The sequence below is a fragment of the Streptomyces sp. MK37H genome, from assembly GCF_018035285.1.
In the GTDB taxonomy this organism is placed as follows: Bacteria; Actinomycetota; Actinomycetes; order Streptomycetales; family Streptomycetaceae; genus Streptomyces; species Streptomyces endocoffeicus.
This window is the reverse complement of the sequence record NZ_JAAAYH010000135.1, coordinates 1-19,900: the sequence shown is the minus strand read 5'-3', so window position 1 is coordinate 19,900 and position 19,900 is coordinate 1. Positions and strand designations below refer to the sequence as shown.

Sequence of the window (19,900 nt, the reverse complement as noted above, 5' to 3'; positions counted from 1 at the left end):
CGAACTAGCCGACGGCAGCAAGGGTGTGGTCCAGGCGCTCGGCAACTCCTTCGGCTCGCTGCACCAGCCGCCCTTCATCCACCTGGACGCCGACGACCGGACCGGTGCCCGGGCGGCCGGTGAGAACCTCACCATCAACCTCGACCATCAGAAGCTGTTCCGCCGGATCCTGGTCTTCGTGACCATCTACGAGGGTGCCCGCAGCTTCGCCAACCTCCACGCCACGGTCACCATGCAGCCGCAGTTCGGCGCCCCGATCGACTTCTCGCTCGACGAGTGCACCGTGCCCTCCCCGGTCTGCGCGCTCGCGCTCATCACCAACACCGGCGGCGAGCTCGTCGTGCAGCGCGAGGCCCGCTATCTGGTGCCGCAGCGCGGCACCAGCCCGCAGCGCACCCTCGACCACGCCTACGGCTGGGGCATGAACTGGACTCCCGGCCGCAAGTGAAGCCCCGGTGCACGGGGCGCGGCCGTCAGGGCGCGGCGCTGGGGCGGGCGTAGGTGCGCCCCTTCCAGGCCGCGCCCTGCCCGAGGTGGTGCCGCACCGCCGAGTCCACGGTCATCAGCAGATAGAGAAGGGCCGTCAGGGGCAGCAGCGGCGCCAGCCACAGCGTCTGCCGGTAGTAGCGCAGCATCGGGATGTAGGTGCCCGCCATCAGCGCCCAGGCGGCGGCGCCCAGCACCAGCGGCGCGGGACGCCCCGTCAGCATCCCGGCGACCACGGCCGCGGGCGGCACGAGATACACCACCGCCAGCCCCGCGACCGTCACCAGCAACAGCAGCGGATTGTGCCGCAGCTGGGTGTACGCGCTGCGCGAGACCATCCGCCACAGCTCGCCCAGCCGCGGATACGGCCGCACGCTGTCAACCCGGTCGGCCAGCCCCAGCCAGATCCGTCCGCCGGACCGTTTCACCGTGCGGGCCAGCGCCACGTCGTCGATGACCGCCTGCCGGATCGCCTCCGGGACCCCGGCCCGCTCGGCCGCCTCCCGGCGCAGCAGCACACAGCCGCCCGCGGCCGCCGCGGTGCGCCCCCGGGGCCGGTTGACCCACCGAAAGGGGTACAGCTGCGCGAAGAAGTAGACAAAGGCGGGCACGATCAGCCGTTCCCAGTAGGTCACCACCCGCAGCCGTGCCATCTGGGAGACCAGATCCAGCCCGTTCGCCTCGGCCGCGCGCACCAACTCCCGCAGGGAGTCCGGCTCATGCGCGATATCCGCGTCCGTCAGCAGCAGGTAGTCCACGCCGCTGTCGTCCTTACGGTCCGTGTCCCGGCCGTCCGTGTCCTTACGGTCCACACCGTCCGCGTCCCTGCGGTCCGCGGCGAGGCGGGTCATGGCGAGCGCCATGCCGTGCCGCACCGCCCACAGCTTGCCGGTCCAGCCGGGGCCGGGTTCGCCGGGGGAGCCGACGGTCAGCGGCAGCCCGCCGTGCTCGTCGGCCAGTTCACGGGCCAGCTTTCCGGTGCCGTCCGAGCTGCCGTCGTCGATCAGGAAGATCTCCGCCGGCCCCGGATAGTCCTGGGCGAGCAGCGAGGGCAGACTGGCCGGAAGCACCGCGGACTCGTCCCGGGCGGGCACCACGACGGCCACCGAGGGCCACACCGCGGGCTCCGGCGGCCCGAACCCGTCCGGCTCCGGCTGCCCCGAGCCGTCCGGGCCGGTCCGGGGCAGCCGTACGTCCGTACGCCAGAAGAAGCCCTGGCCCAGCAGCAGCCACAGCCATGCGGCCAACGACCCGGCGGCGATCCACATCAGCGCGCTCACCCGCCGAAGTCTGCCCGAAGGTGGGCCCGGCCGACGGGCGCACGGGACCGATCCATTAAAGTGACCGGGTGAAGATCGCGCTTATGGACTCCGGAATCGGGTTGTTGCCCACCGCCGCCGCGATGCGCCGACTGCGACCGGACGCCGATCTCTTCCTCTCCTCCGACCCCGCCACCATGCCGTGGGGACCGCGCACCCCCGAGGACGTCACCGGGCTGGCCCTCGGCTGCGCCCGGGCCGCCGCCGCACACCGCCCCGACGCGCTGATCGTCGCCTGCAACACCGCCTCCGTCCACGCCCTGCCCGCGCTGCGCGCCGAGCTGGAGCCCGGGCTGCCGGTCATCGGCACCGTGCCCGCCATCAAGCCCGCGGCGGCCGGGGGAGGGCCGATCGCGATCTGGGCCACCCCGGCCACCACTGGCAGCCCGTACCAGCGCGGACTGATCCGTGACTTCGCGGACGGCGTCGAGGTGACCGAGGTGCCGTGCCCGGGGCTCGCGGACGCGGTGCAGCACGCCGACAACGAGGGGATCGACGCCGCGGTGGCCGCCGCGGCGGCCCGCACCCCGCGCGATGTCACGACCGTCGTCCTGGGCTGCACCCATTACGAACTCGTCGCCGACCGCATCCGGACCGCCGTGCAGCAGCCGGACGCGCCGCCGATCGTCCTCCACGGCTCGGCCGGGGCCGTGGCCGCCCAGGCCCTGCGCCGGATCGGCGCCGACCCCTTCCCGCCGGACGGCCCGGTCACCCCGGGCGGTCTGACCGTCATCCTCAGTGGACGCGAGGCCGCCCTGCCGGAGATCGCCCTGACCTACGCCGAAGGCGTGCTGCTGGCACCCGTCGCCCCGACGCGCGCTTGACAGCGGTGCCTCGTGCGGTGAGCTGACCTAAACGCTCCTCACCAGCGGATTCACTCGCCCCGCTGCCGTGGTGCCGGAAGGTGAGTACGCTGCCAACCATGAGGCACCACGACCACGGAGAGCCGACCGCCCACGGGCAGCCGCCCGCGGTCTGGATCGGACGCGCCCACAATCGCGGGCAGTGGCTGCTGGCCGTGGCGGGCGCCGCGTGCCTGGCACTCGGTGTCGACCTCGCCGTCGACTCGCCCTGGGGCTCGGGCATCGCCCCGCTCCTGATGGCCGTCGTCGGCTGTGTCGCCGCCGGGCTGCTGATGCTCTTCGGCACCCTCGCCTTCGTCCATGTGGCGGTACGGGTCGACGACGAGGTGCTGGAGATCCGCTGCGGCCATATGGGGCTCCCACGCCGCCGCATCCCGCTCAGCGACGTGGTCCACGCCGATGTGGCCCGTAAGGTCACCCCCTGCCAGTGGGGCGGCTGGGGCTACCGCTGGCGCCCCGAGAAGGGCACCGCCGTGGTGGTGCGCCGGGGCGAGGGCGTGGTGGTCCGCCTCGGGGACGGCCGCGTCTTCACGGTCACGGTGGACGACGCGGAGGCGGCGGTCCGGGTCATCCGCGACCGGCTGCGGCTGATCGCGGCCCGCACCTCCCAGGTCTAGCCGATCCCCGTTCCCCTCTTTTCGGGGGATGCGCTCGGGGGTGCGTTCCCTTTCGCGGCCTCCGGGGCTCGCATCCCCTTTCCGCAGGCGCGTAGGCGTGGGCCGTGCCGGATCTCATGGCACCGCTCCCGTGTCGTCGTTCAGACGGCGGGCGGTCGCCAGCCCGGCGAGGAGGCCCGCCCCCGCGGTGATCTGGGAGAAGCTGAGGGCGTTGCCCAGACAGGATTCGACGGCCAGGGCCGTGAGGGTCGCGGCCGCCGTAAGGACCACGGGAGTGGGGCGCGGGGAGCGCCACAGGGCATGGAGCATCCAGCCGAAGGCCGCGCCCAGCAGGGCCACCCCCGGCAGCCCCTGACCGGCCGCCTGCTGCAGCGGCGCCGAATGCGGCTTGGCCTCCGGGCCCAGCGGCTGGGCCGCCGCGGGGCTCAGCTCACCGAAGCGGTCCGGGCCCGCACCGCGCAACGGATCCGCTTCCTCGATACGGGCGGCGTCCTGCCACAGCCGGATCCGGTGCTCGGTGAGATGGGCGCGCAGGGCGGGTGGCAGTCCGCCCGGGACCGAGCCCTTGGCCACCGCCCAGGTGCCGCCGACCGCGACCGCCGCGATCAGCGCGCACGCGGCGAGCGCCGGCAGCCGCCGCGGCCGGGCGGCGATGAGCGAGCACACCAGGATGGCGCCGCTCGCCACCGAGCCGACCGTCGAGCCGCCCAGCACCGCCGTCAGCGTGATCGCCACGGCCGGCAGCCACAGCGCCGGGCGGAGGACCCGCGGTGCGGCCCAGGCCGCGCAGCAGAGCGCGCCCGTGGCCAGGGTGAGCTGGGCCGCGCCCGGCCCCTCATGACCGGTGAGCCCGTACGGCGAGGTGCAGGCCAGGCCGAACCCCGCGAGCCCGGCGGCCGCCGCCCCGGCGACCGGCAGCAGTGATCCGGCGATCCGGCCGCAGGCGTACCCGGCGGCCACCGCTAACACCGCCAGCAGGACTCCCTCGGGGCGGGCCGGCCGCCCCATGGCCGCGATAAGCGCCCAGACGGCACAACCGGCGAGGATCAGAACCCCCGCGACATCGGACGCACCGGCGCAGCCGTCGGCCGGTCTGCCGTGGTCCTGCACGACAGGCTCCACCACTGATGACGTCATCCCGCCGACCCCCCGTCGTGACGGGCACCGCGCCGACGCCCTTACGGCCGTCGCGCGAGCCATGACACCCGAAACCGTAGCGCTTGTCATAAGGAATGTGTATATGGTGCGCAGAAACGATGAGTCGGTCGTGAAACGCCCGCCGTTCAGGGCGCCGTACGGCCGCCTCGTGCGCCCCCATTTCCGCCCGATACCCTCGGCTCATGCCGACCCCCGACTTCATCCGTGACCTCAGGGCCTCCATCGGTCATGAACTGCTCTATCTGCCGGGCGTGAGCGCCGTGGTCTTCGACGACCAGGACCAGGTGCTGCTGGGCCGCCGGGCAGACAACGGCCGATGGACCATCATCTGTGGCATCCCCGAACCCGGTGAGCAGCCGGCCACGGCGGTGGTACGCGAGGTCGAGGAGGAGACCGCGGTGCGCTGCGTCCCCGAACGCGTCGTGCTCGTACGGACCCTGGCGCCGGTGACCTATCCCAACGACGACAAGTGCCAGTTCGTGGACATCTGTTTCCGCTGCCGCGTGGTCGGCGGCGAGGCGCGGGTGAACGACGACGAGTCGCTGGACGTCGGCTGGTTCCCGCTCGACGCGCTGCCCGAGATGGAGGACTTCTCCCTGTCCCGGATCAAGCAGGCGCTCGAGGACGGCCCGACATGGTTCGAGCCCATCATCGGGGAGTGAAGTATGTGCCGCCCCCACATCGGTCCGGGCCCGACGGCTGCCTAATGTGCCCCTCATGAGCGCGTCCACCACACCAGGCCCGGACTCACGGCCGTCCGGCGGCCCCGACCTCTCCGGCCGTACCGCACTCGTCACGGGCGCCGCCGGGGGCATCGGCCGGGCCTGCACGCTGCGGCTGGCCGCCGCCGGGGCGCGGGTGCGGGCCGTCGACCTGGACACCGGGGGCCTCACCGACCTCGTCGCCGCGGCCTCCGGAATGCCCGGCCCGGTCGAGGCCCACCCCCTGGACCTCACCGACCTCGACGCCGCCGAGCGGGCCGCCTCGGGCACCGACATCCTGGTCAACAACGCCGGGCTCCAACTGGTCCGGCCCATCGAGGACTTTCCGCCCGAGGTCTTCTCCCGAGTGCTCACCGTGATGCTCGAGGCCCCCTTCCGGCTGGTGCGCGGCGCGCTGCCGCACATGTACGCCCAGGGCTGGGGCCGGATCGTGAACATCTCCTCGGTGCACGGGCTGCGTGCCTCCCCGTACAAGTCGGCCTATGTGGCCGCCAAACACGGTCTGGAGGGGCTCTCCAAGGTCGCCGCCCTGGAGGGCGCGGAGCACGGGGTGACGTCCAACTGCGTCAACCCCGGCTATGTGCGCACCCCGCTCGTCGAGCGGCAGATCGCCGACCAGGCCGAGGCCCACGGGATCTCGCCGGAGCGGGTGGTCTCCGAGGTGATGCTGGCCGACGCGGCGGTCAAGCGGCTGGTCGAGCCCGAGGAGGTCGCCGAGGCCGTCGGGTACCTCTGCGGTCCGCACACGTCCTTCATCACCGGGGCCTCGCTCAGCATGGACGGCGGATGGACCGCCCACTGAGCGGCCCATCGGATCGGTCACCGGCCATTGATGGCCGATTGGCTCAGCCACTGGACCACGAAAGCCGATTGGCTGAGCCACCGGCGGACGGTGGCCGATTGGCTGAGCCACCGGCGGACGGTGGCCCATTGGCTCAGCCACCGGACCGCCTGTTGCCCGGCCGCCCCGTCGACAAGGCACCGGGCCGCCTTACGGCTGGCGCCGCCGCGCCCGGCGGGAGTATGCCTGTGCCCATGCCCGACGACCGGCCGGAGAACCCCTACCTGGAACTGCTCGCACGCGGCGCGCCCGCCGAGGCGTACGAGCGCCCGGTGCTGCGCGCCCGCGCCGACAAGGCCCCGGCCGACCAGCTGGCTGCCCTGGAGCGTGCCAAGCTGCTCGCCCTGCGGGTGCGCGGTGAGCTGGAGGGGCGACGGCGCCGCGAGGCCGAGCTGTCCGCGCTCTTCGAGACCGCCCACGACCTGGCGGGGCTGCGCGACCTGGACGCGGTGCTCCAGGCCATCGTGCAGCGCGCCCGCTCCCTGCTGGGCACCGAGGTGGCCTATCTGACGCTCAACGACCCGACGGCCGGTGACACCTATATGAGGGTCACCGACGGTTCGGTCTCGGCCCGCTTCCAGCAGCTGCGGCTCGGCATGGGGGAGGGGCTCGGCGGTCTGGTGGCCCAGACAGCCCGCCCTTACGTGACCGAGAGCTACTTCCACGATCCGCGGTTCCAGCACACCCACGCCATCGACGCGGGCGTCAGGGACGAGGGGCTCGTGGCCATCCTCGGGGTGCCGCTGCTGCTCGGCAGCGGTGTCATCGGCGTGCTGTTCGCGGCCGACCGCAGGGCCCGGGTGTTCGAACGCGAGCAGATCGCGCTGGTCGGCTCGTTCGCCGCCCACGCGGCCGTGGCCATCGACACCGCTCATCTGCTCGCCGAGACCCGTACGGCGCTCGCCGAGCTGGAGGCCGCCAACGAGATCATCCGGGACCGCAGCCGGGTCATCGAGCGCGCCTCCGACGTCCACGACCGGCTCACCGAGCTGGTGCTGCGCGGTGGCGGGGTGCACGACGTGGCCGACGCCGTGGCCGAGGTGCTGAGCGGCTCCGTGGAGTTCCTTGAGGCCGACGAGGCGCCCGCGGCGGCCGTCGACCGGTCCCGGGCCGACGGCCACGCGGTGCGCGACGGCGAGGAGGACTGGGTCGCCGCGGTCTCGGCGGGCGGCGAACTGCTCGGCGCGCTCGTACTGCGCGGCCACCCCCGGCTCGACCCCGTGGACCAGCGCACCCTGGAGCGGGCCGCGATGGTCACCTCACTGCTGCAGCTCGCCCGCCGCTCCGCGGGCGAGGCCGAACAGCGGGTGCGCGGTGAGCTCCTGGACGACCTCCTCGACGCCCCCGACCGCGAGCCCCGCCTGCTGCGGGAGCGCGCCGCGCGGCTCCAGGCGGACCTGGACACGCCCCATGTGGTGCTCGCGGCGGGCATCGAGGCCCCGGGCATGGGCACACCCGCCACCGCGCCCGGCAACGCACACGGCAATACACACGGAAGCGGGCCCGGAAGCACGTCCAGCACGTCCGGTGGCGCGCCCGCCGAGGATGCCGCGGGCCGTCGGCGGCTGTGGTCCGCCGCGTCCCACCTGGCGGCTACCCGGCACGGTCTGGCCGCCGCCCGCGACGGCGGCACCGTCCTGCTGCTGCCGCTCGCCGACGGCGACACCGCCGACGCCCTCGCCCGCCGCACCGCCCGGCAGCTGGGCACCGCCGCGCACGCCGCGGTCACCGTGGGCGCCTCCGCGCCCGTTCCCGCGCCCGCCGCGCGGCCCGGGGAGGTCGCCGCGGGCTACGCCGAGGCCCGGCGCTGTCTGGCCGCCCTGCGGGTGCTGGGCCGGGCCGGACAGGGCGCCGCCGCCGAGGACTTCGGCTTCCTCGGCCTGCTGCTGGCCGGGACCCGCGAGGGCGCCCCGGACGGCACCGGCGTCCAGGACTTCGTGAACCGCACCGTGGGCGCCGTCATCGACTACGACGAGCGGCGCGGCACCGAACTGATCCGCACGCTCGACGCGTACTTCGCCGGCGGGATGAGCCCGGCCCGTACGAAGGACGCCCTCCACGTGCACGTCAACACGGTGGCGCAGCGGCTGGAGCGGATCGGGCGGCTGCTCGGCCCCGACTGGCAGTCGCCCGCCCGCTCCCTGGAGATCCAGCTCGCCCTGCGGCTGCACCGCCTGACCTCGGCCGTGGGCTACTGAGCCTCGGCCGTGGGCTACTGGGCCTCGGCCGTGGCCTACCGAGGCGAGGCCGAACGGGCCGTGCGCTTCGCCGCCTCCGTCGCCGACCCAGGGGAGGGGGCCGAGGTCGGTTCGACGGCGGCCAGGTCGCGGTCCCGGGTCTCCTTGGCGGCGCCCACGGCCACCAGGGTGAGCAGAGCCGCCGCGATCACATAGAGGGCGATCGGCGTGGCGCTGTTGTAGTCGGCCAGCAGCGCGGTGGCGATGAGAGGGGCGGGCGCACCGGCCGCGACGGACGAGAACTGCGCGCCGATCGACGCCCCCGAATACCGCATCCGGGTCGCGAACATCTCGGAGAAGAAGGCCGCCTGGGGCGCGTACATCGCCCCGTGGAAGACCAGCCCGACCGTCACGGCGAGCACCAGGGCCGGGAAGCCCTTGGTGTCGATGAGGAGGAAGAACGGGAAGGACCACGCGCCCACGCCCACCGCGCCCAGGAGATACACCGGGCGGCGCCCGACCCGGTCCGACAGCGCGCCCCACGCCGGGATGACCGCGAAGTGCACGGCCGAGGCGATCAGTACGGCGTTGAGCGCGGTCTGCTTGCCGAGGCCCACATGGTCGGAGGTCGCGTAGACGAGGACGAAGGCGGTGATGACGTAGTAGCTGATGTTCTCGGCCATCCGCGCGCCCATGGCGATCAGCACATCCCGCCAGTGGTCGCGCAGGACCGCCACCAGCGGCATCTTCTCGGCGGCGTCCTCGTCCCCGCCCGCGGCCGCCTTACGGGCCTCGGCCCGGGCCAGCGCGGCCTTGAAGACCGGCGATTCATCGACAGAGAGACGAATCCACAGGCCGACCAGCACCAGCACCCCCGAGAGCAGGAACGGCACCCGCCAGCCCCATGACTCGAAGGCCTCGTCGGAGAGCGTGGCCGTCAGGGCGGAGAGCACCCCGGTGGCCAGCAGCTGCCCCGCGGGGGCGCCGGTCTGCGGCCAGGACGCCCAGAATCCGCGCCGCCGCGCGTCCCCGTGCTCCGACACCAGCAGCACCGCCCCGCCCCATTCGCCGCCCAGCGCGAACCCCTGGAGCAGACGCAGCGCGGTGAGCAGTACGGGCGCCGCCGAGCCGACCGTGGCATGGGTGGGCAGCAGCCCGATGGCGCAGGTCGCGCCGCCCATCATCAGCAGACTCAGGATCAGCAGCTTCTTACGGCCGAGCCGGTCGCCGTAGTGGCCGAAGACCAGGGCGCCGACCGGCCGGGCGGCGAAGCCGACCGCGTAGGTCAGGAAGGACAGCAGCGTACCGACGAGCGGGTCGGAGTCCGGGAAGAAGAGCTTGTTGAAGACGAGCGCGGCGGCCGAGCCGTAGAGGAAGAAGTCGTACCACTCGATGGTGGTGCCGATGAGGCTCGCGGCGACGATACGGCGCAGTGAGCCGGGTGGGGTCGGGGGAGCGGAGGCCGGAGAATCCGGGGTAGGCATGGGTCACCACTTCCGAGCGGGGTGCGGGGACGGTTTTGTGTTGCCACACCGTAGAAATGCGCAGTTCGGCTCGGATATGTAGGCGGGCGACATACTTCACCCGGCCACTGTGGTGACACGCCCCGCCCAGGAAGCCCGAGAGTCGGCCCGTTCCTTCCAGGGCGCCCTCGCGTCGGCGCGCCCCGCCCCCGAGGCGACCCCCTAGGGTCCTTCTGACGGATCTCCGCGGCGTCGCGACGCCCGGCACGCCCTCTCGCCCCACCGCGCGAAAACCCAAGTAGCTCCGCTACGAGGGCTTCCGCGCGGCACGCCGAGAGCACGCTCCCCCAGCTACCGCTGGGAGGTGCCCCCTGACGCCGCTCCTTCTTCCACGGAGATCCGTCAGAAGGACCCTAGTCGGCGCGTCCCGCGCGCGGCCGCCGTACTTTGCCGAGCTGGAGCATGGCGGCGTTGAGCTGTTCCGGGGTGAGCGAGGGGGCCGGGAGCGGATGGGACCCCTCGGGGCGCAGCCCGTCGAGCAGCAGGGCCAGATAGCGGCGCCAGGCCAGTGGCGCGGCCACGGTCGAGCCGGGGACCGCGCGGCCGAGCGCGGCCAGCATGAACTGCAGGTCCTCCGCGGTGGCGTCCGCCCGGACCTTGCCCTGCTCCTGGGCGCGGCCCAGAAGGTCGTCGAGCGTCTTGTGGTTCTCCTTGCGGAGCGCGTCGAGCGAGGGAACGCCCTGGATGCCGGTGGTCATCAGGTCGTTGGTGCCCCGGTCGGCGGCGAGCAGCCCGAAGATGCGCTCCAGGTAGGCTGTGAGCCCGGCCCAGGCATCGGTCGCGGAGCGGGCCTCCTCGGCGGCCCGCAGGATGTCCCGAAGGGAATCGCCGAATACCGCCTCGATGAGTTCCGCCCGGCCGGCGAAGCGCCGGTAGAGGGTGGCGCTGCCGACTCCGGCCCGACGGGCGATGTCGTCGAGCGGGGCGTCCACACCCTGATCCGTGTAGATCTCCCGGGCGGCAGCTATCAGCATCTCGCGGTTGCGCCGTGCGTCTCGGCGCAACGGTGTCTCTTTCTCCACACGGCTGCCCATGGCCCGCAACCCTAACACTAACCGGGGGAATCTCTCCGGTTAGTGTTAAGATCATCGCTAGAACGGGGAATGATCCCCGGTTCTGGCTTCGGGGGAAGCCGCCAACCGACTGAGGGGATCGCATGCCCCAGGATCTGTCCGCGCTCGGCGCGGATTTCGTCGTCAACCCGTATCCGGTCTACGCACGGCTGCGGGAGCGCGGCCCGGTCCACCGGGTGCGCACCGACGCCTCCGGTGAGTTCTGGCTCGTCGTCGGCCACGAGGAGGCCCGCGCCGCGCTGACCGACCCCCGGCTGAGCAATGACGTCCGTCACTCGGCCGCGTGGCAGGACGACGGCGGCAATGCCATCGGGCGGAACATGGTGCAGACCGACCCGCCGCACCACACCCGGCTGCGGGGGCTGGTGGCCCGCGCCTTCACCCCGGCCCGGATAGAGGCCCTGCGCCCCCGCGTCCGGCAGATCGCGGACGAACTGCTGGACGCGATGGCCCCGCTGGGCCGGGCCGATCTCGTCGAGGACTACGCGCTGCCGTTGCCCCTGGCCGTCATCTGCGAGCTGCTGGGCGTGCCGGAGACGGACCGTAAGGCGTTTCACGACTGGTACCTCGAGAGCACCGACCCGACCCGCCCGGAGGCCGCCGGTGCCGCCGCCCAGGCCCTGACGGGCTACTTCGCGGAGCTCATCGAGGCCAAGCGCCGCAGCCCCGGAGACGATCTGCTCAGCGCCCTGGTCCGCACCATGGACGGGGACGGGGACGCGCTCTCCGACGAGGAGATGCTCGGCATGACGTTCGTGCTGCTGGTCGCGGGCTACGAGACCTCCGCCAACCTGATCTCCAGCGGCACCCTCGCCCTGCTCCGCCATCCCGAGCAGCTGGCCGCGCTGCGCGCCGACTGGTCGCTGCTGGACGGCGCGATCGAGGAGATGCTGCGCTACGACGGCCCGGTGGAGAGCGCCGCGTTCCGCTTCACCAGGGAGCCGGTGGAGATCGCGGGCACGACCATTCCGGCCGGGGAGCCGGTGGGGGTCGTCCTGGCCGCCGGGTCGCGCGACCCCCGGCGCTTCGCCGACCCGGACCGCTTCGACATCCGGCGCGCACCGCGCGGCCATCTCGCCTTCGGACATGGCGTCCACCACTGCCTGGGCGCCCCGCTGGCCCGGCTCGAAGGGGCCATCGCCTTCCGGGCCCTGCTGGAGCGCTGCCCCGATCTCGCACTGGACGCCGATCCGTCCGAGCTCGCCTGGCGGCCCAGCCTGATGCTGCGCGGGCTGCGACGACTGCCGATACGTTTCACCCCGGCTCCGGACGCCTGACCCCCCGGCCAGGAGCACTCCACGGACCGCCCCGGCTCGACGGACCGCGGCGGTCACCCACCGCGGTCCGCGGGGTCTGTGGGGCACGGCGTTCAGCGTGGTTCCGGAATCATCCGCAGCGGACCGGCGGTGAGGCTCATCTGCGGCCTCGGCCGGATCTTCGTCCCCGGAATCGGGCGCATCCGCCAGCGGCCCGCGATCGCGGCCAGGGCGAGCGTCGCCTCCGTCATGCCGAAGACATCGCCGATGCACTTGCGGCTGCCACCGCCGAACGGCAGATACGAGCCGCGCGTCACCTCCTTGGCCCGCTCGGGGAGCCAGCGGTCCGGGTCGAACGACTCCGGGCGGGGGAAGAGCGCCGGATCGCGGTGCAGCACATACGGGCTGATCAGCACGTCCGACGCCGGGGGCAGCCGCCGCCCGCCGAGCTCGGTGGACTCGGTGGTGGTCCGGGTGAACAGCCACGCGGGCGGGAAGAGCCGCAGCGCCTCGCTGAACACCCGCTGGGTGTACGCGAGCCGGGGGACGTCGGCGTAGCGCGGGGCGCGCCCGCCCAGCACCTCGTCGACCTCGGCGTGCAGCGCGGCCTCGGCCCGGGGATTGCGGCCGAGCAGGAACCAGGCCCAGGTCAGCGCGGAGGCGGTGGTCTCGATTCCGGCCAGCAGCAGGGTCATGACCTGGTCGTGGATCTCCTGGTCCGACATCGTGCCGCCGGTCTCGTCGTCCTGTGCCGCGAAGAGCGCGGACAGCACATCGCCGCGGTCGCCGTCGTCCGACGCCTTGTAGTCGTCGATCATGCGGTCGATGAGCTGGTTGAGCCGGGCGAGCGCGTCGTCGAAGCGCCGGTTCGCCGCGAGCGGGAGCTTGGCCAGCAGTCCGGTGGGGTCGATCGCCTGCCGGTAGGCGCCCTCCACGACGATGGGCAGACAGTGCTGGATCTCGGCAACGGCATGCGGCGCCATATCGGTCGAGAAGAGCGCACGGGCGGTCACCCGCGCGGTGAGCGCGAGCATCTCGTGGCTGACGTCGATGGGGCGGCGCGCCGTCCACGCCGTGGACTCGGCCTCGCACTCCCGCTCCATCACCTCGGCGTACTTGGCGATCCGGGCGGTGTGGAAGGCGGGCTGCACCAGTCGGCGCTGCCGCCGGTGGTCCGCCCAGTCGGAGGTGATCAGGCCGTTGCCCAGGATGGGCTTGGCCTTCTCCTTGACCGGCCCGCCGGTGTCGTAGACCCGCGCGTTCACCAGCACCTGCTGGATCAGCTCCGGATGACAGGGCAGATAGACGGGCCGGGGCCCCAGCCGGAGCTCGATCAGATCGCCGTGGGCGGGCAGGGAGGCCAGGAACTGAAGCGGTTTGCGGCCCATGAGCAGGGCGTGGCCGGCCAGCGGAAGCCCGCCGGGGGCGACGGCGTGCCGCCAGTGGCGCGTCGCCGGTTGCTGCGCGGTCCTCATGCGGAAGATGTCCTTCACTCGCGAGGTGGGGTACGGAAGGTACGGGGCGTCCGGTCCGGGGCGGACCCCGGACCGGACGTCGTCAGCGCGGCTCGCACACCATGGGCAGCGGGCCGGGTTCGAGCGTCGCCTTCGGCTCGGGGCGCAACGTCGTCCCGGGCACCGGGCGGAGACGCCACCGGCTCGCGATCGTCGCCACGATGAGGGCGGTCTCGGTCAGCGCCAGGACGTCGCCGATGCACTTGTGGCTGCCCGCGCCGAACGGGAGCAGCGCCCCGCGCTCCACCTCCTTGGCGCGGTCGCCGAGCCAGCGCTCGGGGTCGAACCGCTCGGGGTCGGGGAACAGTTCGGGGTTGTGGTGCAGCGCCTGGGCGCTGTAGAGGATCATCGTGCCCGCCGGGACGGTCCGGCCGCCGAGTTCGGTCTCGGCCGCCGTGACCCGCATCGCCATCCAGGACGGCGGATACAGCCGCAGCGACTCGGTGATGACCCCGCGGGTGTACTCCAGGGACGGCAGGTCCTCGAAGGTGGGGATGCGGCCCTCCAGGACCTCGTCGATCTCGGCGTGCACCCGCTTCTCCACCTCCGGGTGGGCGCCCAGGAGATGGAAGACGAAGGCCAGGGTCGAGGCGGTGGTCTCGCTCCCGGCCACCAGGAAGGTGACCACTTGGTCGAGGACCTCGCCGTCGTCAAGACCCTTACCGGTCTCCGGGTGTTCGGCGCGCAGCAGCGTGGAGAGCAGGTCGCCGTGGTCGGCGCCGGAGCGCCGGCGCTCGCGGATCATCTCGTCCACGATCTGCCGCAGCCGGGCATTGGCCCGGTCATAGCGCCGGTTGCCCGGGGTGGGGAGCTTCTCCATGATCCCCAAAGGCGCCATCGTGCGCTTGTAGATGCCGTCCGAGACGATGCGCAGACAGTGGCGCGCCTCGTCGATCGTCGCCACGTCGATCCCGGTGGAGAACAGCGTCCGCGCGGCCACCCGCATCAGCAGGGCGTGCATGGTGTCGCTGATGTCCAGGGTGCGCCCCGGCTCCCAGGAGCCGATCGCGGCGCGGGTGTCATCGGCGACCGCGGCGGTGTAGGCGGCGATCTTCGGGGTGTGGAACGCGGGCTGGATCATGCGCCGCTGGTAGCGGTGGTCCTCGCCCCGGGAGACCGAGAGGCTGTTCCCGAGCAGCTGCCGCGCCTTGTCGAAGACCCCGCCCTTGTCGAACACCCGGGGATTGAGCAGCACCTGACGGACCAGCTCGGGATGGCAGGCCAGATAGGCGCGGCTGGGCCCCAGCCTGACCTCCACCAGATCGCCGTGGGCGGGCAGGGAGGCCAGGAACTGGAGCGGACGGCGCCACAGCGCCAGGGTGTGCCCCAGCAGCGGCACCGAGCCGGGCGCCGTGCCGGTGGTCCAGGAGCGCTCCGGCTGTGCGGAGCTCTTCGTGGGAGTCACGGGTCCCCGTTCCCTCACTGGATGCGAGAGTTGACGTCGTTGACGGCCGTCTTGTAGCGCTTGTTGCTGGTGGTCCAGACGAAGTTGCCGTAGATCAGATCGAGGAACACGTCCTGCGTCAGCTGGTCGAACGCCTTGATGCACTCGATGTCCTCGATCATGTCATCGAGCCGGGCCTGGAAGAACTCCTTGAACGCCGTCTCATCGCTCACATCGCAGAGCCGGAAACAGTTCGTGATCTGGCCCAGCGAGACCTCGCGGTCATAGGAGTAGAAGTCGTTGACGATGGTGAGTCCGCGGGTGGTCATGCGCGCGGCCAGGCTCGTCTTGGCGTGTTCGGTGAACTCCGGATGCCGGTAGATCGGATACGACATCTTCATCCAGAAGTCGACGCCGATGTCGGTGACCCGGAAACGGAAATACTGCTCCGGGGACGTGGTGCACAGCGCTGCCTTGATGGGCGAGTTGCGGAACATATGGTCGCTGGTGACGAAGGCGCGCGCCGCCTCGTACGCGACCTCCGCGTCCTCGGGGCTGTAGTACTTCTCGCAGATCTTGCGCAGCTGGGGCAGGAAGAGACCGAAGTCGTGGAGTGCGGGATCCATGTCGTCCCACACGAACGTCACGCAGTTCAGGACGCAGACGGCCTTGAACGCCTCCATGTCCTTGATATGACGGGGGCTCTGGGACCACAGGACCACCCCCACATAGGAGATCCAGCGCTCATCGGAAACCGATTTGCCGAGCGGGGCCACCGCCGCGTTGCAGTCGTCGATGACCTCGCGCAGTTCGGCGTCGGTCAATTCGACCTTGGTGGGCCGGGTGACGACATGGCGGTCGAACATCTCCTGGAAGCGGCGGGTGCACTCCTCCAGGTACGGGCGGACGCTGTTCCGGCTGATGTCCTGGGCCCCGGCCGTGGAAAGTTCTGTCGTCATGAGTTCCTCACAGTGGCCATGCGGGCGATCTGCTTCAGCGCGTTGACCGCGTCCGCGGTGAATGGGGCGTCGTCGAGGGCCCGCAGGGCCTGCGTCCGGCGGTCGTCGATCATCTGCTCGACGGCCTCCCGGGCTGTGGTGGCGGCGAAGATCTCCTGAATGGTCGCGGCGTCCCGCTCGTCCAGTAGCGGATTGCCGATGAGGCTGCGCAGCCGCGCCGCCTGGACGCTGTCGGAGCCGCGCAGGGCGAGCGCGATCAGGGTGGTGTTCTTCCCGGCCCGCAGATCGTCCAGCTGGGACTTGCCGGTCGACTCCGGATCGCCGTATACGCCCAGCAGATCGTCGCGGAGCTGGAACGCCTCGCCGAGCGGCAGGGCGTAGGCGGTGAACGCCTCCATGGCCTCCGGGCCGGCGCCCGCGACGGCGGCTCCGACGTGCAGCGGACGCTCGATGGTGTACTTGGCGGTCTTGTACCGGTTGACCGTGAGGGTGGCCTCGACGTCGTCCGTCAGCTCCCCGGTGGCCTGCAGATCGAGGTACTGGCCCAGCATCACCTCGGTGCGCATCTCCGACAGCAGCGGCAGCACGGCGTCGAACTGGACGGGCGTCAGACCGGCCGAGTGCAGGAGCTCGTCCGACCAGGTGAGGGCGAGGTCGCCGAGCAGCACCGCCCCGCTGACCCCGAACCGCTCGATCTGATCGGGCGTGCGGTCGGTGGCGCACAGCGCGGCCAGGGTGCGATGGATGGTCGGCCGGCCGCGGCGGGTGTCGCTGTCGTCCATGACGTCGTCGTGGATCAGCGCGAAGGCGTGGAACATCTCCAGGCAGGCGGCCACCCGGAACACCGTCTCGGTATCCTCGCCGCCGCCGACGGCCTGCCAGCCGGTGACACACAACAGGGGCCGTATGCGCTTTCCGCCGGACAGGAAATCCTTGAGCAGCCCGGAGAGATACGGCAGATGGTGTTGCGGGGTGGTATGGGCCTTGGCCGTCAGGAAATCTTCGAGTACGACGTCCACCGACTCACGGACGGTATCCGCATCCAAGCGGCCGGGGCTGAGCGTGGGTGTGGTCATGCGACTGACTCCTCCACGTCGAAATGTCGAAATCCGTTGATTAAGGAGAAGAAAACAGGCACGCGGAAACCCTTGCTTTGTATGGAAAAAGATGGATTGCCGTCCGTGCTCTGTACGGCACCATGAAGGCAGACGTGAGACACGACCGCCGCCCATGGTCGATATGTCGAACGCCCGTGACGGGCGCGAAGCTCAGACGCTCAGGGAATCGTGCGGTCGGCGCGGTCGGGTCATTTCCGCGCGTGGAATCCGGGCCGGGCCGCAAAGGGGCCACGGCCGGTGCGACACCCGCGTGGACATCATCGGTTCGATGGATGCCAGGTGTGCGCGGGCACAATCAATTACGCCCATTTATTCCCCCTGAGTGCCGCCGGTCCCCCCACTCGGACATGAGTAGTCTAGACGCAAGATCGACGGATTCGGAAGCCCGTTCTGGTGTCGCGCCTATCGCTTGACGGCCGAAGGGGGCGGCGTGCTGTCACCGTGCCCGGAGCGGTCCGAAACCGGGCAACTCGCCCCGTACGCACCGAGTATCAGTGGAATAAGCGGCGGCGCAATATGGACCCGGAGTGTTCGTTGAAGACTGAACAGGAGTCAGGCGGAGCAGGAGTCAGGCGGAGCAGCGGCCGGGCGGAACGGGGCTCAGACGGACCGGGGCCCCGCCGTCACCGGCGGGACCCCGTTCGATAGCGCGCGGCGGCGGTATCAGACCTTGCGGTAGTCGTACGCCTCCGAGGCCGCCTGGAGCACCGCCTCCACATCCGCCCCGGTGGAGGCGGTGACGAGCGCCGCGACCGCGCCCTCCACGAGCGGCGCGTCCACCAATCGGGTGCCGTCGGGCAGTTCGTCGCCCTCGGCCAGCAGCGCCTTGACGGACAGGACCGCGCTGCCCAGGTCCACCAGGACCGCCACTCCGGCGCCCCGGTCGACCGCCTGGGCCGCCTCCGCTATCAGCTCCGGACTGGTGCCGAAGCCGCCGTCCTCGGTGCCGCCCGCGGCGCGGACCGGCGCCGTGCCGCCGCCGGACAGCGCCTTCGCCAGCTCGGCGACGGAGTCGGCCACCGCAGCGCTGTGCGACACCAGGACTATGCCGACCTTCCCGCTCTCGTCGGTCATCGGGCCGCCTCCGCCAGCGCGTCGATGATCAGCGCCGACGAGGTGGCGCCCGGGTCCTGGTGGCCGACGCTGCGTTCGCCCAGATAGCTGGCCCTGCCCTTGCGGGCCAGCATCGGCACGGTGGCCAGCGCCCCCTTCTCGGCGGCCTCGCCCGCGGCCGCGAACGACCCGGTGCCCCCGCCCAGCGCCTCGACGGCGGGGAGCAGCGCGTCCAGCATCGTCTTGTCGCCGGGCGCGGCGCCGCCGAGCTGCGCCACCGCGTCCACCCCGGCCCGCAGCGCGTCCGCCAGCTGCTGCGGGGTGATCTGCTCGGCGTCGCCGAGCGCCTTGCCGGCGCGCCGCAGCAGCGTCCCGTACAGCGGTCCGGAGGCCCCGCCCACCTTGGAGATCAGCTGGCGCCCGGCCAGGATGAGCGCGGCCCCGGGCGAGCCCGGGGGCTCCTTCTCCAGCGCCTCGGCCACGGCGGCGAAGCCGCGCTGCATATTGGTGCCGTGGTCGGCGTCGCCGATCGCGGAGTCCAGGTCGGTGAGACGGGCCGCCTCACGGCTCACGGACGTGGCCGCGGCGGTGAGCCATCGGAGGAAGAAAGGGGTGTCGAGCACATCGTCGACGGCGGGTTCACTGCTGGACACAGACGCCTCCTCGGGGTGTAGCCAACGGCGACAGCGTACGTATCGGGGGCCGGCCGGCCTCAGGCGCCCCAGCGCAGTCCGGCGGTCCGCACGGGCGCGTCCCACAGCCGCAGGAGGTCCTCGTCGACCTGGCACAGCGTGATCGAAGCGCCCGCCATGTCGAGTGATGTGACGTAGTTGCCGACGAGCGTACGCGCCACCGCCACCCGGCGCTCGCCGAGCGCCCGGTGCACCTCGGCGGCGAAGCCGTACAGCTCCAGCTGCGGGGTCGCACCCATGCCGTTGACGAGCAGCAGCGCCGGGCTGTCCGGGCGCAGGTCCTCGACCACCACCTCCACCGCGTAGTCGGCGATCTCGCGGGAGGTCATCATCGCCCGCCGCTCACGCCCCGGCTCGCCGTGGATACCCACGCCCAACTCCAGCTCCCCGGCGGGAAGATCGAAGGTGGGGCCGCCCTTGGCCGGGGTGGAGCAGGCGCTGAGCGCCACGCCGAAGCTCCGCGAGAGCTCGTTCACCCGCCGGGCGATCGACTCCACCCGCTCCAGCGGCGCGCCCTCGTCGGCCGCCGCGCCCGCGATCTTCTCCACGAACAGGGTGGCGCCGGTGCCGCGACGGCCCGCCGTGTAGAGGCTGTCGGTGACCGCCGCGTCGTCGTTGACCAGGACCTTGGCGACCTGGATGCCCTCGTCCTCGGCGAGCTCGGCGGCCATGTCGAAGTTGAGCACGTCGCCCGTGTAGTTCTTGACGATGAACAGCACGCCCTTGCCGCTGTCCACCGCGGCCGCCGCGCGCACCATCTGATCCGGTACGGGGGAGGTGAACACCTCGCCGGGGCAGGCGGCGTCGAGCATGCCGGGGCCCACGAAACCGCCGTGCAGCGGTTCGTGCCCCGAGCCGCCGCCGGAGACCAGTCCCACCTTGCCCTCGACCGGCGCGTCCCGCCGGACGATCACCCGGTTGTCGACGTCGACGATCAGCTCGGGGTGGCAGGCGGCCAGTCCGCGCAGCGCGTCGGGGACCACGGTCTCGGGGACGTTGATGAGCATTTTCATAGGTGTGTCCGTCCTCCGCCGGATGGGGGTGTGCACCGCTGCAACAGCGTACGGATCCGCCGCGTCCCTGGCACCCCTTGGACACTGAGCCGAACGGCCTAATAGGACGAAAAAGGTACATAGTCATCATAT

The 19,900-nt window shown here is 72.0% G+C and carries 17 protein-coding genes and 1 pseudogene; 7 read left to right on the top strand and 11 right to left on the bottom strand.

Features of this window, described 5'->3' with window-relative positions:
- Window positions 1-448, top strand: a pseudogene (locus tag GWI24_RS20165) (Tellurium resistance); the annotation flags it as partial.
- A gap of 25 nt (window positions 449-473) precedes the next feature.
- Here the strand turns inward: GWI24_RS20165 and GWI24_RS20160 are convergent.
- Window positions 474-1,754 (bottom strand): glycosyltransferase, encoded by a 1,281-nt coding sequence (locus GWI24_RS20160; RefSeq protein WP_210947325.1) that lies wholly within the window; start codon window positions 1,752-1,754, stop codon window positions 474-476.
- Window positions 1,755-1,849: 95 nt separating this feature from the next.
- On the opposite strand from GWI24_RS20160, the gene GWI24_RS20155 reads away from it, so the two are divergent.
- Window positions 1,850-2,629, top strand: a complete 780-nt coding sequence (locus GWI24_RS20155) for a glutamate racemase (RefSeq protein ID WP_247616630.1) — start codon at window positions 1,850-1,852, stop codon at window positions 2,627-2,629.
- Window positions 2,630-2,727: 98 nt separating this feature from the next.
- Window positions 2,728-3,285: a hypothetical protein gene (locus GWI24_RS20150; RefSeq protein WP_210947321.1), complete on the top strand. Its 558-nt coding sequence runs from the start codon at window positions 2,728-2,730 to the stop codon at window positions 3,283-3,285.
- 114 nt (window positions 3,286-3,399) lie between these two features.
- Here the strand turns inward: GWI24_RS20150 and GWI24_RS20145 are convergent, their stop codons facing one another.
- Complete coding sequence (locus GWI24_RS20145; protein WP_210947324.1) at window positions 3,400-4,395, bottom strand: O-antigen ligase family protein; 996 nt, start codon at window positions 4,393-4,395, stop codon at window positions 3,400-3,402.
- A 230-nt stretch (window positions 4,396-4,625) separates the two neighbouring features.
- Here GWI24_RS20145 and GWI24_RS20140 point away from each other — a divergent pair, with 230 nt between their 5' ends.
- The 3 genes from GWI24_RS20140 to GWI24_RS20130 all read left to right on the top strand — a co-directional run bounded on the left by GWI24_RS20140 (window position 4,626) and on the right by GWI24_RS20130 (window position 8,204).
- Entirely contained in the window at window positions 4,626-5,105 is a 480-nt protein-coding gene (locus tag GWI24_RS20140; protein WP_210947320.1) for an NUDIX domain-containing protein, read from the top strand.
- Window positions 5,106-5,160: 55 nt separating this feature from the next.
- On the top strand, window positions 5,161-5,967 hold the full coding sequence (locus tag GWI24_RS20135) for a 3-hydroxybutyrate dehydrogenase (protein WP_210947319.1): 807 nt from the start codon (window positions 5,161-5,163) through the stop codon (window positions 5,965-5,967).
- A gap of 221 nt (window positions 5,968-6,188) precedes the next feature.
- Window positions 6,189-8,204, top strand: a complete 2,016-nt coding sequence (locus GWI24_RS20130) for a GAF domain-containing protein (RefSeq protein WP_210947318.1) — start codon at window positions 6,189-6,191, stop codon at window positions 8,202-8,204.
- A gap of 35 nt (window positions 8,205-8,239) precedes the next feature.
- On the opposite strand, the gene GWI24_RS20125 is transcribed toward GWI24_RS20130, so the two are convergent.
- A complete protein-coding gene (locus tag GWI24_RS20125; RefSeq protein ID WP_210947317.1) occupies window positions 8,240-9,667 on the bottom strand; it encodes an MFS transporter in 1,428 nt (475 codons plus the stop codon).
- Between the two features lie 392 nt (window positions 9,668-10,059).
- A complete protein-coding gene (locus tag GWI24_RS20120; protein WP_210947316.1) occupies window positions 10,060-10,740 on the bottom strand; it encodes a TetR/AcrR family transcriptional regulator in 681 nt (226 codons plus the stop codon).
- A 122-nt stretch (window positions 10,741-10,862) separates the two neighbouring features.
- Between GWI24_RS20120 and GWI24_RS20115 the strand changes: the two genes are divergently transcribed.
- A complete protein-coding gene (locus GWI24_RS20115; RefSeq protein WP_210947315.1) occupies window positions 10,863-12,056 on the top strand; it encodes a cytochrome P450 in 1,194 nt (397 codons plus the stop codon).
- 92 nt (window positions 12,057-12,148) lie between these two features.
- Here the strand turns inward: GWI24_RS20115 and GWI24_RS20110 are convergent, their stop codons facing one another.
- The 7 genes from GWI24_RS20110 to dhaK form a co-directional block, all read right to left on the bottom strand.
- A complete protein-coding gene (locus GWI24_RS20110; protein WP_210947314.1) occupies window positions 12,149-13,510 on the bottom strand; it encodes a cytochrome P450 in 1,362 nt (453 codons plus the stop codon).
- 82 nt (window positions 13,511-13,592) lie between these two features.
- Window positions 13,593-14,954, bottom strand: a complete 1,362-nt coding sequence (locus GWI24_RS20105; protein ID WP_210947313.1) for a cytochrome P450 — start codon at window positions 14,952-14,954, stop codon at window positions 13,593-13,595.
- 14 nt (window positions 14,955-14,968) lie between these two features.
- Entirely contained in the window at window positions 14,969-15,892 is a 924-nt protein-coding gene (locus GWI24_RS20100; protein ID WP_210947312.1) for a hypothetical protein, read from the bottom strand.
- Window positions 15,889-16,968 (bottom strand): polyprenyl synthetase family protein, encoded by a 1,080-nt coding sequence (locus GWI24_RS20095; RefSeq protein ID WP_210947311.1) that lies wholly within the window; start codon window positions 16,966-16,968, stop codon window positions 15,889-15,891. The genes GWI24_RS20100 and GWI24_RS20095 overlap by 4 nt, the downstream gene beginning before the upstream one ends.
- A 705-nt stretch (window positions 16,969-17,673) precedes the next feature.
- Window positions 17,674-18,084, bottom strand: a complete 411-nt coding sequence (dhaM, locus tag GWI24_RS20090; RefSeq protein ID WP_210947310.1) for a dihydroxyacetone kinase phosphoryl donor subunit DhaM — start codon at window positions 18,082-18,084, stop codon at window positions 17,674-17,676.
- The gene (dhaL, locus tag GWI24_RS20085) at window positions 18,081-18,686 is read right to left on the bottom strand and encodes a dihydroxyacetone kinase subunit DhaL (protein WP_210947323.1); all 606 of its coding nucleotides are present in this window, start codon (window positions 18,684-18,686) and stop codon (window positions 18,081-18,083) included. Before dhaL ends, dhaM begins: the two co-directional genes overlap by 4 nt.
- An 89-nt stretch (window positions 18,687-18,775) precedes the next feature.
- The gene (gene dhaK / locus GWI24_RS20080; protein WP_210947309.1) at window positions 18,776-19,768 is read right to left on the bottom strand and encodes a dihydroxyacetone kinase subunit DhaK; all 993 of its coding nucleotides are present in this window, start codon (window positions 19,766-19,768) and stop codon (window positions 18,776-18,778) included.
- Between the last annotated feature and the right edge of the window lie 132 nt (window positions 19,769-19,900).